Genomic DNA, 14,866 nt, shown 5'->3' with positions numbered 1-14,866 from the left:
GTTTAGCCTCCTTGTGCCGCATGTTTGGTAGGGGTATGCACCCACAGATCGTTCGGCGTACATTCCAGCGCCGTGCATAAGGCGTCCAGCGTCTCCGCCTTCATTTGTCTCGGCTGACCGGTGAGCAGCGCGCTGATCGAAGGAGGAGACAGCGTATAATTCGCCTTCTCCTGCAGCAGACGCGCGAGCGCGGCCCCCGTCCATATGCCTCTTGCCGCCATAACTTGACGCAGCATCCAGACAAGCATGATGTCACCTGCCCTTCTATCTTCCACAATAGGTTCATGAGGGAGATTAGTTAATAGCTTAATATATTAGGTAATACCTAATGTTCCCTTATAGTACCAGACGGCGCGGCGAATGTAAAGCGCCGTCCGAGCCTGCCTGGTTTTGCCGATAGCCAAACAACGCTATGAACCGAAAGAACGGCCCATAGCGTTGAATGAAGTCTGCGTTGTGCTTAAATTAAGATGTATACTGCACGGAATGCCGCGGCTTCATCCGGGAGATGACAAACAGCATCAGAACGAGCAGCGTTCCCAGCGCGACGAGAAACCATAAGGTGAAGGAGATCGGAGCCTGCTCCATAAATCGTCCGGTCAGCCACGAAAAGGCGGCCCCCCCGATTCCGCTGGATGCGATCAATTTGCTTGTCGTCCGCTCCGTCTGACCGGGGAATAAGGAGTTGCTGAATATGAGCGTTATGGAGAATAAACCGGACATGAACAAGCCGATCAGCAATATCATGACGAACGCTCCGGCAAGCCGGTCCGATACGGCGAAGCCGATCAGCGTCAGCACCGTCGCGATCGAGCATAGGAGCAAATAGCGGGTATAGCCGTATTTCTCCGCCAGCACGCCGCAGACGAGTCTCCCCAATACCATCGTCGCCCAAAAAAAGCTGACGCTTAATGAAGCTACGGCAGTGTCGACTTTCATTGTTTCAAGCAGAATCGAAGGCAGGAAGTTGACAATGCTCATTTCCAGACCTACGTAGATGAAAAATACGACAATACAGCAAACCAGCATCGTAAGTCCACTCCCTCTATAAGGAGCGGTCGCGGCAGTTGACGATCCGCTCTCGTGCGAAGCGCCGCCCGCTGTAAGCAGCTGCCGGTTGACCGAGCTGTAGCGCCGCCAAATCAGCGACAGCAGGACGGCGAACAGACAAGTCAAGAAGAAGGTAAGCTCCCAGCGGCCTACGGCGATCAGAAGGCTGATCAAGACGGGCATCAGCAGGGCTCCGGCTCCGAAAAACACTTCCAGCCGGCTCATGGCGACCGCTTTTTTATCCTCGATCGCATCGATGATGAGAGCTCCTACCGTCGATTCGATCATCCCCGAGCCGAAGCCGACGAGCGGCAAGGTTAGCAGTACGACCGGCCAAGGGGGAAGCAGACCGATCGCCAAATAACCGATCGCGATAAAATATAATGTGAAAGAAAGCATGCGGATGCGCCCGAAGCGCTTGGACCACCAAGGCTGCGTAACGACCCCGAGCAGAAATCCGGAAAATTGCGCGAAGATCAAATTGCCGCCGTCGGCGTAGTCGCGGCCGTAATGAGCCATCAACTCCGGCAGCAGAGCCGCTGCGACGACGGAGGTGAAGCCGATCAGCAAATAAAAGCAGCAGCCGATCCAAATCAGCTTGTTCATGCTCCGCCGTCCTTCCGGGACAGCCGCTCGGCGTTTGCCTGCAGCGCCCATGCGATCGCATCGGCTACGCCTTGCGCTTCATGGGAGGCCCGTGCCTTCAGGTCGGGATGGCTTGCCGCGATGGCGAAGCTGTGCGGAGTTTCGGCGAACATCGCGACGTCGTTGAAGGAGTCGCCGATGCAGAGCATCTCCTCGGGCGACAGATTCAGATAGCTCAGCAGCGCCTGCAGCCCTGTTCCTTTGGAAACATGCCGCGGCATGACGTCCAGACAATCGACATCGGCGATGTAAGCGTCGATCCGTTCTCCGTAAACGTCAAGCAGCTGCTTCTGCAGCACGCGCAGCCGGGCGATGTCGCCGAGATAAGTGATTTTGCCGCACAAGAGCTCGCCGCCCAGCGCTTCAACGGCATGAGGCATGACATGCAGCGGGGCTAACAAATTGGCTTGAATGTGAGCATTGCTTTCGTTAAGCTCGGTCAAGACATAATGCTCCGGAGCGCACATGACGGTAACGAGCGGCCAGCCTTCGGCCGCAATCGCGAGCTCGCGGATCAGCCCCGTATCGAACGTATTGGCGACGATCCTCTCGCCCTCCGAAGTATGGACATAGGCGCCGTTTTGCGAGACCGCATGCACTTGCAGCCCGAGCTCGTTCATGACGTGACGGATTTCCGGGTACATGCGGCCGGAGGCAAAGCAGACGTCCAGGCCGCGGCCCAGCGCCTCGTTGATGGCCTGACGGTCTCTATCGTGAATATGATGGCCTTTTTGCAGCAGGGTGCCGTCCAGGTCGCTTACGATAAGTTTAATCATGAGGAGCATCTCCTTTGGCGATCATAATATCGATTTCGTGCTGATATAAAGCTTGCTTCATTTGTTCATCGGGCTCCTGGTCCGTAATCAAAATATCGATTCGTTCCAGTCCCGATATCCGGTTGAACTGCCGCCTGCCGAATTTGGTGCGGTCCGCAAGCAGAATCACCTGATCCGCCCGGCGCATCATTTCCCTGACGAGATAGCCTTCCTCCTCGTACGGATTGGTGAGGCCGTCCGGCGTAATGGCGCAGGTGCCGAGCAGCAGCTTGTGGACATGATAATCCTTCAGCATATCCAACGCCCGCGCGCCGTAGATGAGCCTGTGCTCCGGGTGGAGCTTGCCGCCCAGCAGATGGACGTCGATGCCTTCCTTGCGGTTTAGAATATCGGCGATGTCGATGGAGTTCGTTACGATGACATGGCCCTGGGTGCGGATGCTTTCCGCGGCGTATTGGACTGTCGTGGAAGCGTCGAGCAGCAAGTAATCGCCGTCGTGAAGAAGGGAGGCGGCCAGCCTGCCGATCGCCTGTTTGGACGGGATCGTCGCTTCGTCGCGCAGCCGGTCGCTGTAATTGGCGACCTGATTCGTTAACGTCGGCAGAATGGCGCCGCCGCGCGTGCGCAGAATGCTTCCCTGTTCTTCCAGCTTGATAATATCTCTGCGCGCGGTATCTCTGGAGACGTCGAACAGCTCGCATATCGTGTCGAGGTTAATGCGCTGATACTGTTCTAAATGCTGTAAAATGCCGATCAGTCTTTCCTCCTGATACAAACGGGCACACCCTCCTTGCGGAAAAAAATATGTAGCATTTTTATGAATATTATAAGTGGATATAAGTGAAATTGGCAATAACATTTAAGTGATTATAAGTTATTTTACGTGAAAATAAGTTTTTGGAGTTTCGCTTAATTCATAGCGAATCATTTATGGTACAATGCATGAGGTACGTTTCACTTATTGCCGCCGCGTTCGTCCGTATGAAGAATCGCGACGGAATGGAAGGATTGGATTTGATTGGCTGTGAAAAAAGCAAAATTATTGGAGCTGGATATTGTCAGGGCAATTGCCATTTTGGCCGTATTAATCATTCACAACAGCTCGGAGGCAACCGTCGAAATCCCTGTCGGCAGCGGCTCGCAAGCGCTGTATTTGGCCGTCAACAAGCTGAGCAACTTTGCCGTGCCCGTCTTTATTTTTATAAGCGGCTTGGTGTTGTTCTACCGGTACTTCGACGATTGGAGCGGCAAACAGGCGGTTACCTTTTATTTGAAGCGGGTTAAGCAGGTACTGTTTCCTTATTTGATATGGTCGGCTTTTTATTATGTATACAACCAATGGATTTACGCGCCCGCGAATTTGCATTTCGACTGGGCGGAGTTCGGCGATTTGCTGCCGTGGGCCGATGCGTCCTATCATTTATATTTTATGGTCATCATCGTGCAGTTTTATTTGCTGTTTCCTCTGATGGTCTGGCTAAGCCGCGCTTTTGCGTGGTTCGGCCGCAGTCTGTTTCTCATCGGCATTCTTGTTCAGGCAGGAGGCTATCTCTATTCACATTGGATCGAGCCGCTGCCTCACAGCGCCTCATTATGCGTTACGTATTTCAGCCTGTTTGCGCTGGGCGGTTATTTGGGCATGCGCTACGAAGCTTTTATCGGATGGATCAATAAGCATATCGTCTGGGTGCTGCCCTTGAGCGTGCTGCTTGGCTGCAGCTACGCGGGAATGTTTCTGCTTGCGGAGCTGAAGGGCGTACAGTTCGGAGGCTTGGCGTATATGCTCGTGTTCAACGTGTATCCGATGTTTGCGTCGATGAGCTTTATCTGGATCGGCCGGCTGCTGCTTAAGTACTTGCCTGCGCTGTCCAAAATGCTGCTGTCGCTCGGGGCGGTCTCGTTCGGCATTTATTTGATGCATCCGGCCGTGCTGACGTACTGGCGCACGCATGTCGACAACGGCAGCGGCCGTATGCTCGATTACCATCTGTATACGCTGACGGCGTTCGTCCTCAGCCTCGGCGTTCCGTGGCTGGCCGCCTATTTGTACGGACAGGCCATGCGCAGGCTGCGCCCGCCCTCTTCCAGGAAGCAGGTCAAGAGCGCGGCTTAAGGCTGCCGAGTGTTATGTCGTTGCCGGATGGAGCCCTGTACGGCCCTCCGGCCGCAATAATTGCGGGAAGGCCAGCCGCCTTGCCCGCCAAACGAACAAGCCCCGAGCCGCCGCGAGACGGATTCGGGGCTTGTTCGACATTTCCGGGAGCAGCTAACGGCTGCTGCTGCGGCGCCTGCGGGCGCTTCGCGTCTGTACGGCGACGCCGCCCGTTCTCCCGGCCAGGAAGCGGACGTTCAGCTCGCCCGAGCCTTGCGTGTTGGTCGGCAGCTTCAGATTGAAGCCGTGCCGCTGAAGCAGCCGTTTGATCGAGGCAGGGCGAAGTCCGGGACGCTTCTGGAGCAGCTGGGCGATCGCGCCCGCCGTAATCGGCGCCGAGAAGCTGGTGCCGGATAGGCGGATATAATTCGATCCGACGCGGTTTGCCGGGTACAGTTCGGCCAGCTCCGAGCCGGGGACGCGTAAGGAGACGATATTCACGCCCGGAGCTACGAGGTCGGGCTTACTCAATCCGCCCGCCGCCGGCCCGCGCCCCGAGAAATCGGCGATCCGGTCGTCGCTTTGCCGCACGGTGCGCCGGTCGTCGACGGCGCCTACCGTAATCGCCGAAGGGCTCGTTCCCGGCGAGGTGACGGAAGCGGGGAGCGGTCCGTCATTGCCTGCGGCTGCCGTGACGACGAGCCCCGCTTGTACCGCCTTCTCGACGGCCCGGCAGAGCGGATCGTCGGCACAGGCTTCCTCCGCCGGTTTCCCCAGAGACAGATTGAGCACCCGAATGCCGTAGCGCTTCCGGTTGGCGACGCACCACTGGATGCCGCGGATAATGGTCGAATCGAGGCCGACGCCTTGGCGGTCGAGCACTTTGACGCCGATAATGCGCGCTTCCGGCGCCGTCCCTTTGTATTTTCCTTTGCTGGAATAGCCGTTTCCGGCCGCATCGCCGGATACGTGGGTGCCGTGGCCATTATCGTCATACGGCTTCGTTCTGCCGTTGACGAAGTCCTTAAAGGCGGCGATCCGATTCGCCGGCTTGGTCAAATCCGGCCGCGGCGCGACGCCGGTATCGATAATCGCTATGCCGACGCCTTTGCCGGTGGCCCCGCTTTTTTGAACCGCGGCGCTTCCGACGGCCGGTGTAGCAATGTTCAGTTTGGTCCGGTTTTTCCGGTCCAGATATACTTTGGCGACTTGCTTATGGGCGCAAATCGTCTTCAGACAGGATGGGGCTACCCGGGCGGCCCAGCCCCGGATTAGCCACAGATGGCCCTTATGGCGGCATCGGCCGCCCAGCTTCTTCATGAGCCGGCCGGCGTGCTTTTTGTGAGAGGCTCCGGAAAACTCGACGATCACGGGAACGAATCGTTTCGCCTTGGCGTACTTCTGCGCTGCGCGGTGCAGGGAATGCGTCATACGACGGTTCTTTTTCAAATCGCAACCACTCTCCTTATCCCTCCAAAATATGCAAAGGGAGCCCGTCCCTCCATCGCCGTACAAGCGCGGCTTCGCCCAATTTGACAGGCGCGGCGCATTGCGTCCGGCTGAAGTGCTATTTTGGGCGGGAGGCTCATACAATGTATCGTACAAGTTGCAAGCTAAGGAGGGCTGACGTTTGAAAGGAACCAAAAATATCATTTATTTGGGCTTGGCGCTGGGCATGCTGTTCTATGCCGTCCCTCGGCTGGCGATGAGCTCGGAAGCCACGCTGCAGACGGCGTTCAGCGTCTTGTGGATCGTATTCGCGCTGATGATTATCGCCGCGCATTTGCACGAGCTGATCGGAGTGGACGAGGAGAGCAAGCAGGAGACGGCCAAAGTGAAACGCATGAAGAAATGGCAGCTGGAGCAAATGGTGCAGGGCAAAAGAAAAGTGCTCCAGTTCAAAAAATAACTTGTCCAACGAGAGAGAGCCGATTCCCCGTGATGAGGGAGCGGCTCTTCTTTTTTGTTGTTCAGGAAATGATGCGAAGCAATATCCTGTGGAAATCCGGGGTCTCCCCGAAAGGAAAGTCTACCCATAGAACGATCCCGGAGGAAGGGTTAGACGCCGATCCAGCTTAGGCTGGATGCGGACGGAATAAGCTTCAGAGCATCACGTCACTACCCTGGAAATTACTCTTGGTACCCCATTTCCATTGTCTGTGGTGCCGCGTCGGCGGCATGGATGGCTTTTGGGGGATTTGTTCTTGCCGGGCACTTTCCGCGGGACAATAATCGGGGCGCTCGTTCCTGCGCCGCGCGTTTCTTACAGCAGGGAAATGACGAGCAGTTCGTACAGCACCAGCGGCAAAATGAAATTGTTGTAAGCTCCGGCGCCGAAGAACGGATTGAGAAAGCCGCGGGCGTCGGCCTGCACCACGCGAACGTTTCCAGGCATCATTTGCAAGTACACGTGATAGGCGTCGATATGCGTAATAACGCCGTCGTAAGTATGTCCGTGAACGGTTTGCACCCTTACAGGATGATGCAGGTATTGGCGGCAAAGTCCTCTAACTTGTTCCTTCGTGCTGTGCAGCGTTTGAGCGACCGACGGTTGCATTTGATACACGGGCCGCAATTGAACGGCCTCAGGCTGATTATACATCGGGGCGGGCACCTCCAAATCGATATACGGTATTCTATGCATTCGCCCAGTTCCGGGTTCTTGCGGAATTGGGCTTTTTTTTGCGGGCATAGGCGTTTATAATGGGAATAATACAGATTAATACAGAAATAGAAGATCGGGGTGTAACAGCGATGGAGCATACGATGCAGGAAACGGCGACGAAGCATGAGCAGATTTTGAAATATATTGAAGGCTTGAAGATCGGTACGAAAATTTCCGTACGCAAAATAGCCGAAAAGCTGGAGGTCAGCGAAGGCACCGCATACCGGGCGATCAAGGAAGCGGACAATTTGGGGCTGGTCAGCACCAAAGAGCGCGTCGGCACGGTGAGAGTAGAGAAGAAGCTGCGCGACAATATCGATAAGCTGACGTTTGCCGAGGTCGTCAATATCGTGGACGGCGAAGTACTGGGAGGGCGCGGAGGGCTGCATAAGACGCTGAACAAATTCGTTATCGGAGCGATGCAGCAGGATGCGATGCTGCGTTATATCGACGCGGGAAGCCTGCTGATTGTCGGCAATCGGAGCAAAGCGCATACTTGCGCTCTGGAGCAAGGAGCGGGCGTACTTATTACCGGCGGCTTCTCGACGAGCGAGGAAGTTATGAAGCTGGCCGACCAGCTGGAGCTTCCTATTATATCCAGCAGCTACGATACGTTTACCGTCGCCTCGATGATTAATCGGGCCATCTACGACCGTCTCATTAAGAAAAAAATATTGTTAATCGAGGATATCGTCAGCGCGCCCATGCAGGTAAACGTGCTAAAAAGCCACCATACGCTCAAGGACTGGCAGCGGCTGCGCGAAGAAACGGGACACGGCCGGTTTCCGGTAGTGGACGAATGGAACCGGGTCATCGGGATGATTACTTCCAAAGATTTGATCGGAGCGGAGCCGGATCAGACGATCGACAAGCTGATGACGCGCAATCCGCTCACCGCTACGCCGAGCACTTCGGTCGCCTCTGCGGCGCATATGATGGTGTGGGAGGGCATCGAGCTGCTGCCGATCGTCGATGCGAACCGCAAGGTGATGGCCGTCATCAGCCGCAAGGACGTATTGAAGGCGATGCAGCATATTCAGCGGCAGCCGCAGAACGGAGAGACGTTCGAGGATTTGATCTGGTCGGGCTTCAGCGAAGAGAGGAGCAAGGAGGGACAGATCATGTTCCGCGGTCTGATCAGTCCGCAGATGATCAATCAGCTCGGAACCGTGTCCGAAGGGGTGCTGACGATCCTCGTCATTCAGGCGGCTTATCATGTCGTTCAAGATGTCAAGAAGGGCGATCTGGTGATGGACAACATGTCCTCTTACTTCGTTAAGCCGGTACAAATCGACAGCGAGATCCAGATCGTGCCGAAGATTATCGAAGTCAGCCGCAAATTCGGCAAAATCGAAGTCGAAATTTTTCACGCCCACACGCTCGTCGCCAAGGCGATGCTGACGACTCAGTTCATCGACCAGGCTTAGCGAAGGTTAATTCGCCTGACGGCTTCGTCATCATGGAGATGCAAGCGGGCGGTTTATTGCTTGCTGTAAATGCTGTGGTTTCTCAGGCCGGCGAACAGGTTGAACATGCCGAGCAGGAAGCAGACGATTCCGAATATGCGGCGTGTGTTCGAATCGGTGAAGAAGAACAGCTGCGAGATCGCTATGACGATGAGCATCAGCCCCATGGCGATGTTCATGCGCGAGGCGTACAGTCCGCGCAGCTTCGGGTCATGGCTTCTGCGGGAGCGGAAGCTGTAGAACACCGAGACTGCGAGCGTGATGACGATGAGAACGGGCAAAATCAACTGAGTCGTTTCCATTGCACTAGGCACATCCTTAATTTGAAAATCGTACAATCTTACCTAAGATTACCGATTTTCAAGGAGAAAAGCAATGAAATCCGGGGGATTACATAGTGCTGCGCTTGAATTCTTTGGCGGTGACCCAGACTCTCAGCTCGTTTTGGATCAGCAGCATCGTTTTCAAGCTGACCGTGTAATCTTTGTCAAGGATGCCGTGATACGTTTTTTGCGACAGCAGCCGCTGGTAGACATGCGGAGTTTCGGCGAAGGTGGCGATTTTTTGCCCTTTGATGACGCTTAAATCGCTGCGGACTCTCCGTTCGATCTCCTGCTCGGTCACCTTGTCCAGCGGATTCAGGTCGCCCGGCTCGACGACGATGTCGATCGAGTTGATGACGCTTTGCTGGTTGCGCGTTTTTTTGAAGCTGTCGTTGTCCTGCTCAAGCTTCTCGATCTTGGCTCTCAGCTCGCGGTTGTCGACCAGCGCATCGTTCAAATGCTGGTGGTAGATGCTCATAAACAGCGCGCTGCCGATAATTATCCCCGCTATGAGCAGTCCGGTCGCTTTGAGCAGTCCGGTATAATATTCGAAGGGAGGGACTCTCAATGGACGCCGCCCTCCCTGCATATCCATTGAATCAGCGCGGTGCCGGATTGGGCTCCGATGAACGCGAAGACGATCAGCAGGATTTGCTTAATCGCCGGCGAAATGAAGCCTTCGGCCAGGTTGCTCTCGATAAACCGGAGCGGGTCGATCGTGCCTCCTACGGCGGCTACCAGCGCCCATATTTTGATCTGCTCGGAGATAAGCAGCATCCGCGTCGTCGGCGGCTCCATCGTGAGCACGGCGGCAATCCCGCCGAGCATCGTCCCCCCCAACACGACCCCGAACGCTATGAAGAAATCCATCACGCATTTCGTCATAAAGCTGACCACTACCGATTCCTCCTTTTTTCCGTACCCGCTAATAAGCAAGCCTTACTTGTCTACTATATGGTACAAGTGTTCGTATTATGATAAAATAAAGAGAAAATTGACTAGGTTTCATCAATTTGGATTACCCGGCCTTTCCATAGGGCCGTAACGCAAGGGAGGCGGCACAGATGAGTGACTTCGTCCATCTGCATGTACACAGCGAATACAGCCTGCTGGATGGCGCGGCGCGCATCGACGATCTGGTCGGACAAGCGGCCGGCCTCGGCATGCAGGCACTGGCCTTAACGGATCATGGCGTGATGTACGGCGCCATTCCTTTCTATAAAGCGTGCAAGAAGCACGGCATCAAGCCGATCATCGGCTGCGAGGTGTATTACACGGCAGGCTCTATCCGCGATAAGGGAACGCGGCAGGAGCAGCCGATCTATCATTTGATTTTGCTGGCGAAGAACGAGACCGGCTACCGCAACCTGATGCAGCTGTGTTCGATCGGGCATTTGCAAGGATACCATTACAAGCCGAGAATCGATCCGCAGCTTCTCGCCCGCCATTCCGAAGGGCTGATCTGTACGAGCTCCTGCCTTGGCAGCGAGGTGTCGCAGCATCTGCTGCACGGCAGATACGACGAAGCGAAGCAGGCGGCCGCCCGGTACCGGGATATTTTCGGGGAGGACTTCTTCCTGGAATTGCAGGATCACGGGCTGATGGAGCAAAAGAAAGTGATGCAGAGCATGCTCCGTCTGAGCGAGGATACGGGCGTTCCGCTTATCGTCACCAACGACGTGCACTACGTCCGCGAGCCGGACGCCCAGGTGCAGGATATTTTGCTGTGCATCGGAACGGGCAAGACGGTCGACGATCCGGAGAGGCTGAAATTCCCGTCTACGCAGCTTTACTTAAAAAGCGCCGACGAGATGAAGCGTCTGTTCGCGCATGTGCCGCAGGCAATCGAAAATACGCGGATCGTGGCGGAACGGTGCAATCTGGAGCTCGAATTCGGCCGCTCGATTCTGCCGCAGTTCGAGCCGATTCCCGAAGAACGGACGGCGGGAGAATATCTTGCCGAATTGTGCCGCCAAGGGCTGGAGATCCGCTACGGGCATCTAGCCGAGTGGCAGGACCCCGCGCACAGGGAGAAGGTCGAGGAGCGTCTTGTCTACGAGCTGTCCGTCATCGAGCGGATGGGCTACTCCGACTATTTCCTGATCGTCTGGGATTTCATCCGGTTCGCCCATGAGAAGGGCATCGTCACAGGGCCCGGGCGGGGGTCTTCGGCCGGCAGTCTCGTAGCCTACGTGCTGCGCATTACGAACGTCGATCCGATCCGCTACCGTCTGCTGTTCGAGAGGTTTCTCAATCCGGAACGGATTTCGATGCCGGATATCGATATCGATTTCAGCGACGTGAGGCGCGACGAGGTCATCGATTATGTGGTAGGCAAATACGGCCGCGACCGCGTCGCCCAGATCATCACCTTCGGGACGATGGCGGCCAAGGCGGCGGTGCGCGACGTCGGACGGGTGCTGAACATGCCGTACAACGAAGTGGACCGCGCGGCCAAGATGATCCCTCATCAGCTCGGGATGACGCTAGCCGAAGCGATCGAGGCGAACCCGGAGCTGAAGGCGCTGGCGGCGAAGCAGCCGAAGACCGCGGAGCTGCTGCGGCTGGCGATGAAGGTCGAAGGCATGCCGCGCCACGCCTCGACCCATGCCGCGGGCGTAGTGATCTCCCGCGAGCCGCTGACGCAGTACGTGCCGCTGCAGGAGGGCAACGAGCAGACCGCGCTCACGCAGTATTCGATGGAGCATCTGGAGTCGATCGGACTGCTGAAGATGGACTTCCTCGGCCTGCGCACCTTATCGATCATCGAGCGGACGCTGCAGTGGGTCAAGGAGCAGACCGGAGACGATATCGACTTTCAGCAGCTGCCGATGGATGATCCGGCGACGTACGAGCTGCTCTGCCGCGGCGATACGACGGGGGTATTCCAGCTTGAGTCTCCCGGCTGCAGAAGAGTGCTGAAGGAGCTGCGGCCGACGCAGTTCGAGGATATCATCTCGGTCGTGGCCTTGTACCGTCCGGGGCCGATGGAGTTTATTCCCCGCTTTATTCAAGGCAAGCACGGGCTGCACGAGGTGGAATATCCGCATCCGGTGCTGGAGCCGATCTTGAAGGATACGTACGGCATTATCGTCTATCAGGAGCAAATTATGCAGATCGCGTCCGTCATGGCCGGCTTCCGGCTCGGCGAAGCGGATTTGCTGCGGCGCGCGGTCAGCAAGAAGAAGCGCGAGGTGCTGGACGAGGAGCGGGCCCATTTCGTCAAGGGCAGCTTGTCGCAGGGCTTCACGGAAGCCGAGGCGAACAAGGTGTACGATATGATCGTCCGCTTCGCCGATTACGGCTTCCCGCGCGCCCATGCGACGGCGTACGGCGTGCTGGCCTTCCAGACGGCGTATTTGAAGGCGCATTATCCGGTGCAGTTTATGGCGTCGATGCTGACCGCCGTCATGGGCAGCCATAACAAGGTGGCGGAGTACGTCGACGAATGCCGCCGCATGGGCATCCCTGTGCTGCCGCCCGATGTGAACGAGAGCGGCGTCGTGTTCACGCCGGTCATGCCCGGCGGTGCAGGCGGTCAAGGACCGGGGGACGCCGGGCAGGATTCCGCCGGGCCGGAAGGCTCGGAAGCGGCGGTCGAGGGCGCGGCAAGGCCGGCGTCGGGAGCGATCCGCTTCGGCCTTGCCGCGGTGAAGAACGTCGGCACGCACGCGATCGAATCGATCATGAGCGAGCGCGCCAAGGAAGCGGGCGCTTACACGAGCCTGATCGACTTGTGCAGGAGAGTCGATCTCAGGGTGTGCAACAAGCGGGTGCTGGAGTCGCTCATCCAGGGCGGAGCGACGGGCTCGCTGCCGGGGCACCGCGCGCAGCAGCTGGCGATGCTGGAGGAAACGATCGAAGCCGCCGTCAAGTGGCGCAAGGAGCGCGACGATCTGCAGCTTCACTTGTTCGGCTTCGTCGAGGAAGTGAACTGGGAGGTCGAATATCCCGACATTCGCCCGTTCACCATGACCCAGCAGCTGGAGCTGGAGCGCGAGCTGCTCGGCCTGTACATCTCCGGCAGCCCGCTCGACGATTACGAGACGGTGCTGCGCGACATCGAGATCGACCCGCTGCATTATCTTCCGGAGATGCCGGATCACAGCGAGGTGATCGTGGCCGGAATGGTGCTGTCGAGCAAGACGATCGTCACCAAGAAAGGCCAGCCGATGGCCTTCATGGAGCTGGAAGACCGGGTAGCGAAGGTCGAGGTCGTGCTGTTTCCGGAAGCGTGGAAGCACTGCGCGCCGCTCGTGCAGAAGGGCAAGCCGCTGCTTGTCAAGGCGAAGCTGCAGCAGGGAGACGAGGACGTCAAGCTGCTGGCGGACCAGGTGTTCGCGCTGAGCGATCCCGAGCTGCGCAGCAAGGCGGCTCGCCGCGCGCCCGCAGGCGGCGCCACCGGCCGCGGGCAGCAGCCGGGCGCGCCTGCCGCAGGAGCGCGCACGGCCGGCTCGCAGGCATCGCGCACGGCTGGCTCGCAGCCAGCGGTCACCCGCGCCGCAAGCGCGCAGCCGCAGTCTTCCGCCCAAGGCGCGGGCGGAAGAACGGCGGGGCCGCCGCCCGCAGCTGCCCGGGCGGACACGGCTCCGCAGCAGCGCCGCGAACAGGCCGCTGCGGGCGGGCAGAGCCAAGCTGCACGGCCTGCGCGCTCCCAGCGGGTATACGTCAAAATATCCGCCGATCACGAGCAGCCTCAGGTGCTGGCCCGATTGAAGCGGATGCTGCTGGAGCACGAAGGGGCGCTGCCCGTCATTCTGTACTACGAGAAAAGCCAGAAGACGCTCGGCCTGAGCGAGCAATTCAACGTGAAACCGTCTCCGAAGCTGTTTCAGGAGATGGAAGAACTGCTTGGCAAAGACACGGTAAAAGTGAAATAATTGACGTCTCCTCCGCATACATTTAGTAACCCGGGTTGTCTTCGGCGGCTGCAGGCAGCGCAAACCGGCCGGCAAGCCGGCGCCGAATACCGCTAGCCGAAGCGGTTGGCCCCTGGAGTCGGGGTACGAGAAGATGTCGCTGTCCTTACAGCTTGTCCAACCGCAGGCCTAAGGGAACGGGCGAATCCTCATGGTTACCAGTTGTTATGGAGGAGGCGTTGTTTTATGTCGCATCAGCATATTGTGGAGAGATTGCAAAGCAGGGGCGTTACGATCGAACGGATCGCCGACATCGTCTGGAAGCTGCAGCTTCCTTATAACGCTTCGCTCAAGAAGGAAGACTGCATCGACAGCGTGCTGTCCATTCTTAAAAAACGCGAGGTTCAATATACGTTATATACCGGTATTGCGCTTGATGAGCTGGCGGAGCAGAAGCTGCTCCCCGAGCCGCTGCAGTCGATTATGGAGCGGGACGAATCGCTTTACGGCGTCGATGAGACCTTGGCTCTGGGCATCGTTCATGTCTACGGAATGATAGGCCTTACGAGCTTCGGTTATTTGGATAAGGAGAAGATGGGCATCATTCGCGAGCTGAACGACCATGCGACAGGCATCCACGTGTTTCTCGACGATCTGGTTGCCGGCCTCGCTGCGGCGGCTTCGGCGCGGATCGCGCACCGCCATCAGGATCAGTTGGATAAAACGTCCGCTTCCGCGCAGCCTCCGGCCGCCGGCGAGACATCGGACGATTCCGCGTCTTCCGGCGCGGACGATTCCCGGGGTACGGACGGACAATAAACGGATGATTTACGGTTTGCGGACGAAGCTTGTAACGCCTCCCGAACGAATGATAAAGGCTGGGATTATTTCCCGGCCCCTCATATGAGCCCTTTTTTTCAGGAAGCGGGGGGAGCCGCGATAACCCTTTCTTGCGGGAAAAAGTGTAGATATGATATCATTAGTGCATTA

14 protein-coding genes are annotated in these 14,866 nt (G+C 57.2%); 5 read left to right on the top strand and 9 right to left on the bottom strand.

Annotated elements, in window-relative coordinates; all coding sequences use genetic code 11:
* Positions 1 to 2: 2 nt before the first annotated feature.
* The 4 genes from SK3146_RS11525 to SK3146_RS11510 all read right to left on the bottom strand — a co-directional run bounded on the left by SK3146_RS11525 (position 3) and on the right by SK3146_RS11510 (position 3,246).
* Entirely contained in the window at positions 3 to 248 is a 246-nt protein-coding gene (locus SK3146_RS11525; protein ID WP_249865214.1) for a helix-turn-helix domain-containing protein, read from the bottom strand.
* Between the two features lie 217 nt (positions 249 to 465).
* Positions 466 to 1,656 (bottom strand): MFS transporter, encoded by a 1,191-nt coding sequence (locus SK3146_RS11520; RefSeq protein ID WP_249865213.1) that lies wholly within the window; start codon positions 1,654 to 1,656, stop codon positions 466 to 468.
* The gene (locus SK3146_RS11515; RefSeq protein WP_249865212.1) at positions 1,653 to 2,471 is read right to left on the bottom strand and encodes an HAD family hydrolase; all 819 of its coding nucleotides are present in this window, start codon (positions 2,469 to 2,471) and stop codon (positions 1,653 to 1,655) included. The genes SK3146_RS11520 and SK3146_RS11515 overlap by 4 nt, the downstream gene beginning before the upstream one ends.
* A complete protein-coding gene (locus SK3146_RS11510) occupies positions 2,464 to 3,246 on the bottom strand; it encodes a DeoR/GlpR family DNA-binding transcription regulator (protein WP_249865211.1) in 783 nt (260 codons plus the stop codon). Before SK3146_RS11510 ends, SK3146_RS11515 begins: the two co-directional genes overlap by 8 nt.
* A 249-nt stretch (positions 3,247 to 3,495) precedes the next feature.
* Between SK3146_RS11510 and SK3146_RS11505 the strand changes: the two genes are divergently transcribed.
* Positions 3,496 to 4,584 (top strand): acyltransferase, encoded by a 1,089-nt coding sequence (locus tag SK3146_RS11505; protein WP_249865210.1) that lies wholly within the window; start codon positions 3,496 to 3,498, stop codon positions 4,582 to 4,584.
* Between the two features lie 153 nt (positions 4,585 to 4,737).
* Here SK3146_RS11505 and SK3146_RS11500 read toward each other — a convergent pair whose 3' ends face one another.
* A complete protein-coding gene (locus SK3146_RS11500; protein WP_249865209.1) occupies positions 4,738 to 6,012 on the bottom strand; it encodes a S8 family peptidase in 1,275 nt (424 codons plus the stop codon).
* A gap of 181 nt (positions 6,013 to 6,193) precedes the next feature.
* On the opposite strand from SK3146_RS11500, the gene SK3146_RS11495 reads away from it, so the two are divergent.
* Positions 6,194 to 6,472 carry a hypothetical protein gene (locus SK3146_RS11495; protein ID WP_249865208.1) on the top strand — a complete coding sequence of 93 codons (279 nt, stop codon included), beginning with the start codon at positions 6,194 to 6,196 and terminating at the stop codon, positions 6,470 to 6,472.
* Positions 6,473 to 6,826: 354 nt separating this feature from the next.
* Here the strand turns inward: SK3146_RS11495 and SK3146_RS11490 are convergent, their stop codons facing one another.
* Positions 6,827 to 7,207, bottom strand: a complete 381-nt coding sequence (locus tag SK3146_RS11490) for a hypothetical protein (RefSeq protein WP_249865207.1) — start codon at positions 7,205 to 7,207, stop codon at positions 6,827 to 6,829.
* Between the two features lie 110 nt (positions 7,208 to 7,317).
* Here SK3146_RS11490 and SK3146_RS11485 point away from each other — a divergent pair, with 110 nt between their 5' ends.
* Positions 7,318 to 8,655: a DRTGG domain-containing protein gene (locus tag SK3146_RS11485; RefSeq protein ID WP_249865206.1), complete on the top strand. Its 1,338-nt coding sequence runs from the start codon at positions 7,318 to 7,320 to the stop codon at positions 8,653 to 8,655.
* Between the two features lie 53 nt (positions 8,656 to 8,708).
* On the opposite strand, the gene SK3146_RS11480 is transcribed toward SK3146_RS11485, so the two are convergent.
* The 3 genes from SK3146_RS11480 to SK3146_RS11470 all read right to left on the bottom strand — a co-directional run bounded on the left by SK3146_RS11480 (position 8,709) and on the right by SK3146_RS11470 (position 9,914).
* Positions 8,709 to 8,996, bottom strand: coding sequence for a YtpI family protein (locus SK3146_RS11480; protein WP_249865205.1), 288 nt, complete (start codon positions 8,994 to 8,996; stop codon positions 8,709 to 8,711).
* Positions 8,997 to 9,084: 88 nt separating this feature from the next.
* Positions 9,085 to 9,585, bottom strand: a complete 501-nt coding sequence (locus SK3146_RS11475; RefSeq protein WP_249865204.1) for a sporulation membrane protein YtrI — start codon at positions 9,583 to 9,585, stop codon at positions 9,085 to 9,087.
* Complete coding sequence (locus SK3146_RS11470) at positions 9,582 to 9,914, bottom strand: YtrH family sporulation protein (RefSeq protein ID WP_249865203.1); 333 nt, start codon at positions 9,912 to 9,914, stop codon at positions 9,582 to 9,584. The genes SK3146_RS11475 and SK3146_RS11470 overlap by 4 nt, the downstream gene beginning before the upstream one ends.
* Positions 9,915 to 10,081: 167 nt before the next feature.
* Here SK3146_RS11470 and SK3146_RS11465 point away from each other — a divergent pair, with 167 nt between their 5' ends.
* Positions 10,082 to 13,897: a DNA polymerase III subunit alpha gene (locus SK3146_RS11465; protein WP_249865202.1), complete on the top strand. Its 3,816-nt coding sequence runs from the start codon at positions 10,082 to 10,084 to the stop codon at positions 13,895 to 13,897.
* A gap of 225 nt (positions 13,898 to 14,122) precedes the next feature.
* On the top strand, positions 14,123 to 14,695 hold the full coding sequence (locus SK3146_RS11460) for a phosphatidylglycerophosphatase A family protein (RefSeq protein WP_249865201.1): 573 nt from the start codon (positions 14,123 to 14,125) through the stop codon (positions 14,693 to 14,695).
* The last annotated feature ends 171 nt before the right edge of the window (positions 14,696 to 14,866 follow it).

Source organism: Paenibacillus konkukensis, assembly GCF_023523925.1.
In the GTDB taxonomy this organism is placed as follows: domain Bacteria; phylum Bacillota; class Bacilli; order Paenibacillales; family NBRC-103111; genus Paenibacillus_S; species Paenibacillus_S doosanensis.
This window is presented reverse-complemented; position numbering and strand designations above follow the sequence as displayed.

Coding starts and splice junctions, on each gene's coding strand:
- SK3146_RS11525 (WP_249865214.1), bottom strand. CDS start 248: ATGCTTGTCTGGATGCTGCGTCAAGTTATGGCGGCAAGAGGCATATGG.
- SK3146_RS11520 (WP_249865213.1), bottom strand. CDS start 1,656: ATGAACAAGCTGATTTGGATCGGCTGCTGCTTTTATTTGCTGATCGGC.
- SK3146_RS11515 (WP_249865212.1), bottom strand. CDS start 2,471: ATGATTAAACTTATCGTAAGCGACCTGGACGGCACCCTGCTGCAAAAA.
- SK3146_RS11490 (WP_249865207.1), bottom strand. CDS start 7,207: ATGCATAGAATACCGTATATCGATTTGGAGGTGCCCGCCCCGATGTAT.
- SK3146_RS11485 (WP_249865206.1), top strand. CDS start 7,318: ATGGAGCATACGATGCAGGAAACGGCGACGAAGCATGAGCAGATTTTG.
- SK3146_RS11480 (WP_249865205.1), bottom strand. CDS start 8,996: ATGGAAACGACTCAGTTGATTTTGCCCGTTCTCATCGTCATCACGCTC.
- SK3146_RS11465 (WP_249865202.1), top strand. CDS start 10,082: ATGAGTGACTTCGTCCATCTGCATGTACACAGCGAATACAGCCTGCTG.
- SK3146_RS11460 (WP_249865201.1), top strand. CDS start 14,123: ATGTCGCATCAGCATATTGTGGAGAGATTGCAAAGCAGGGGCGTTACG.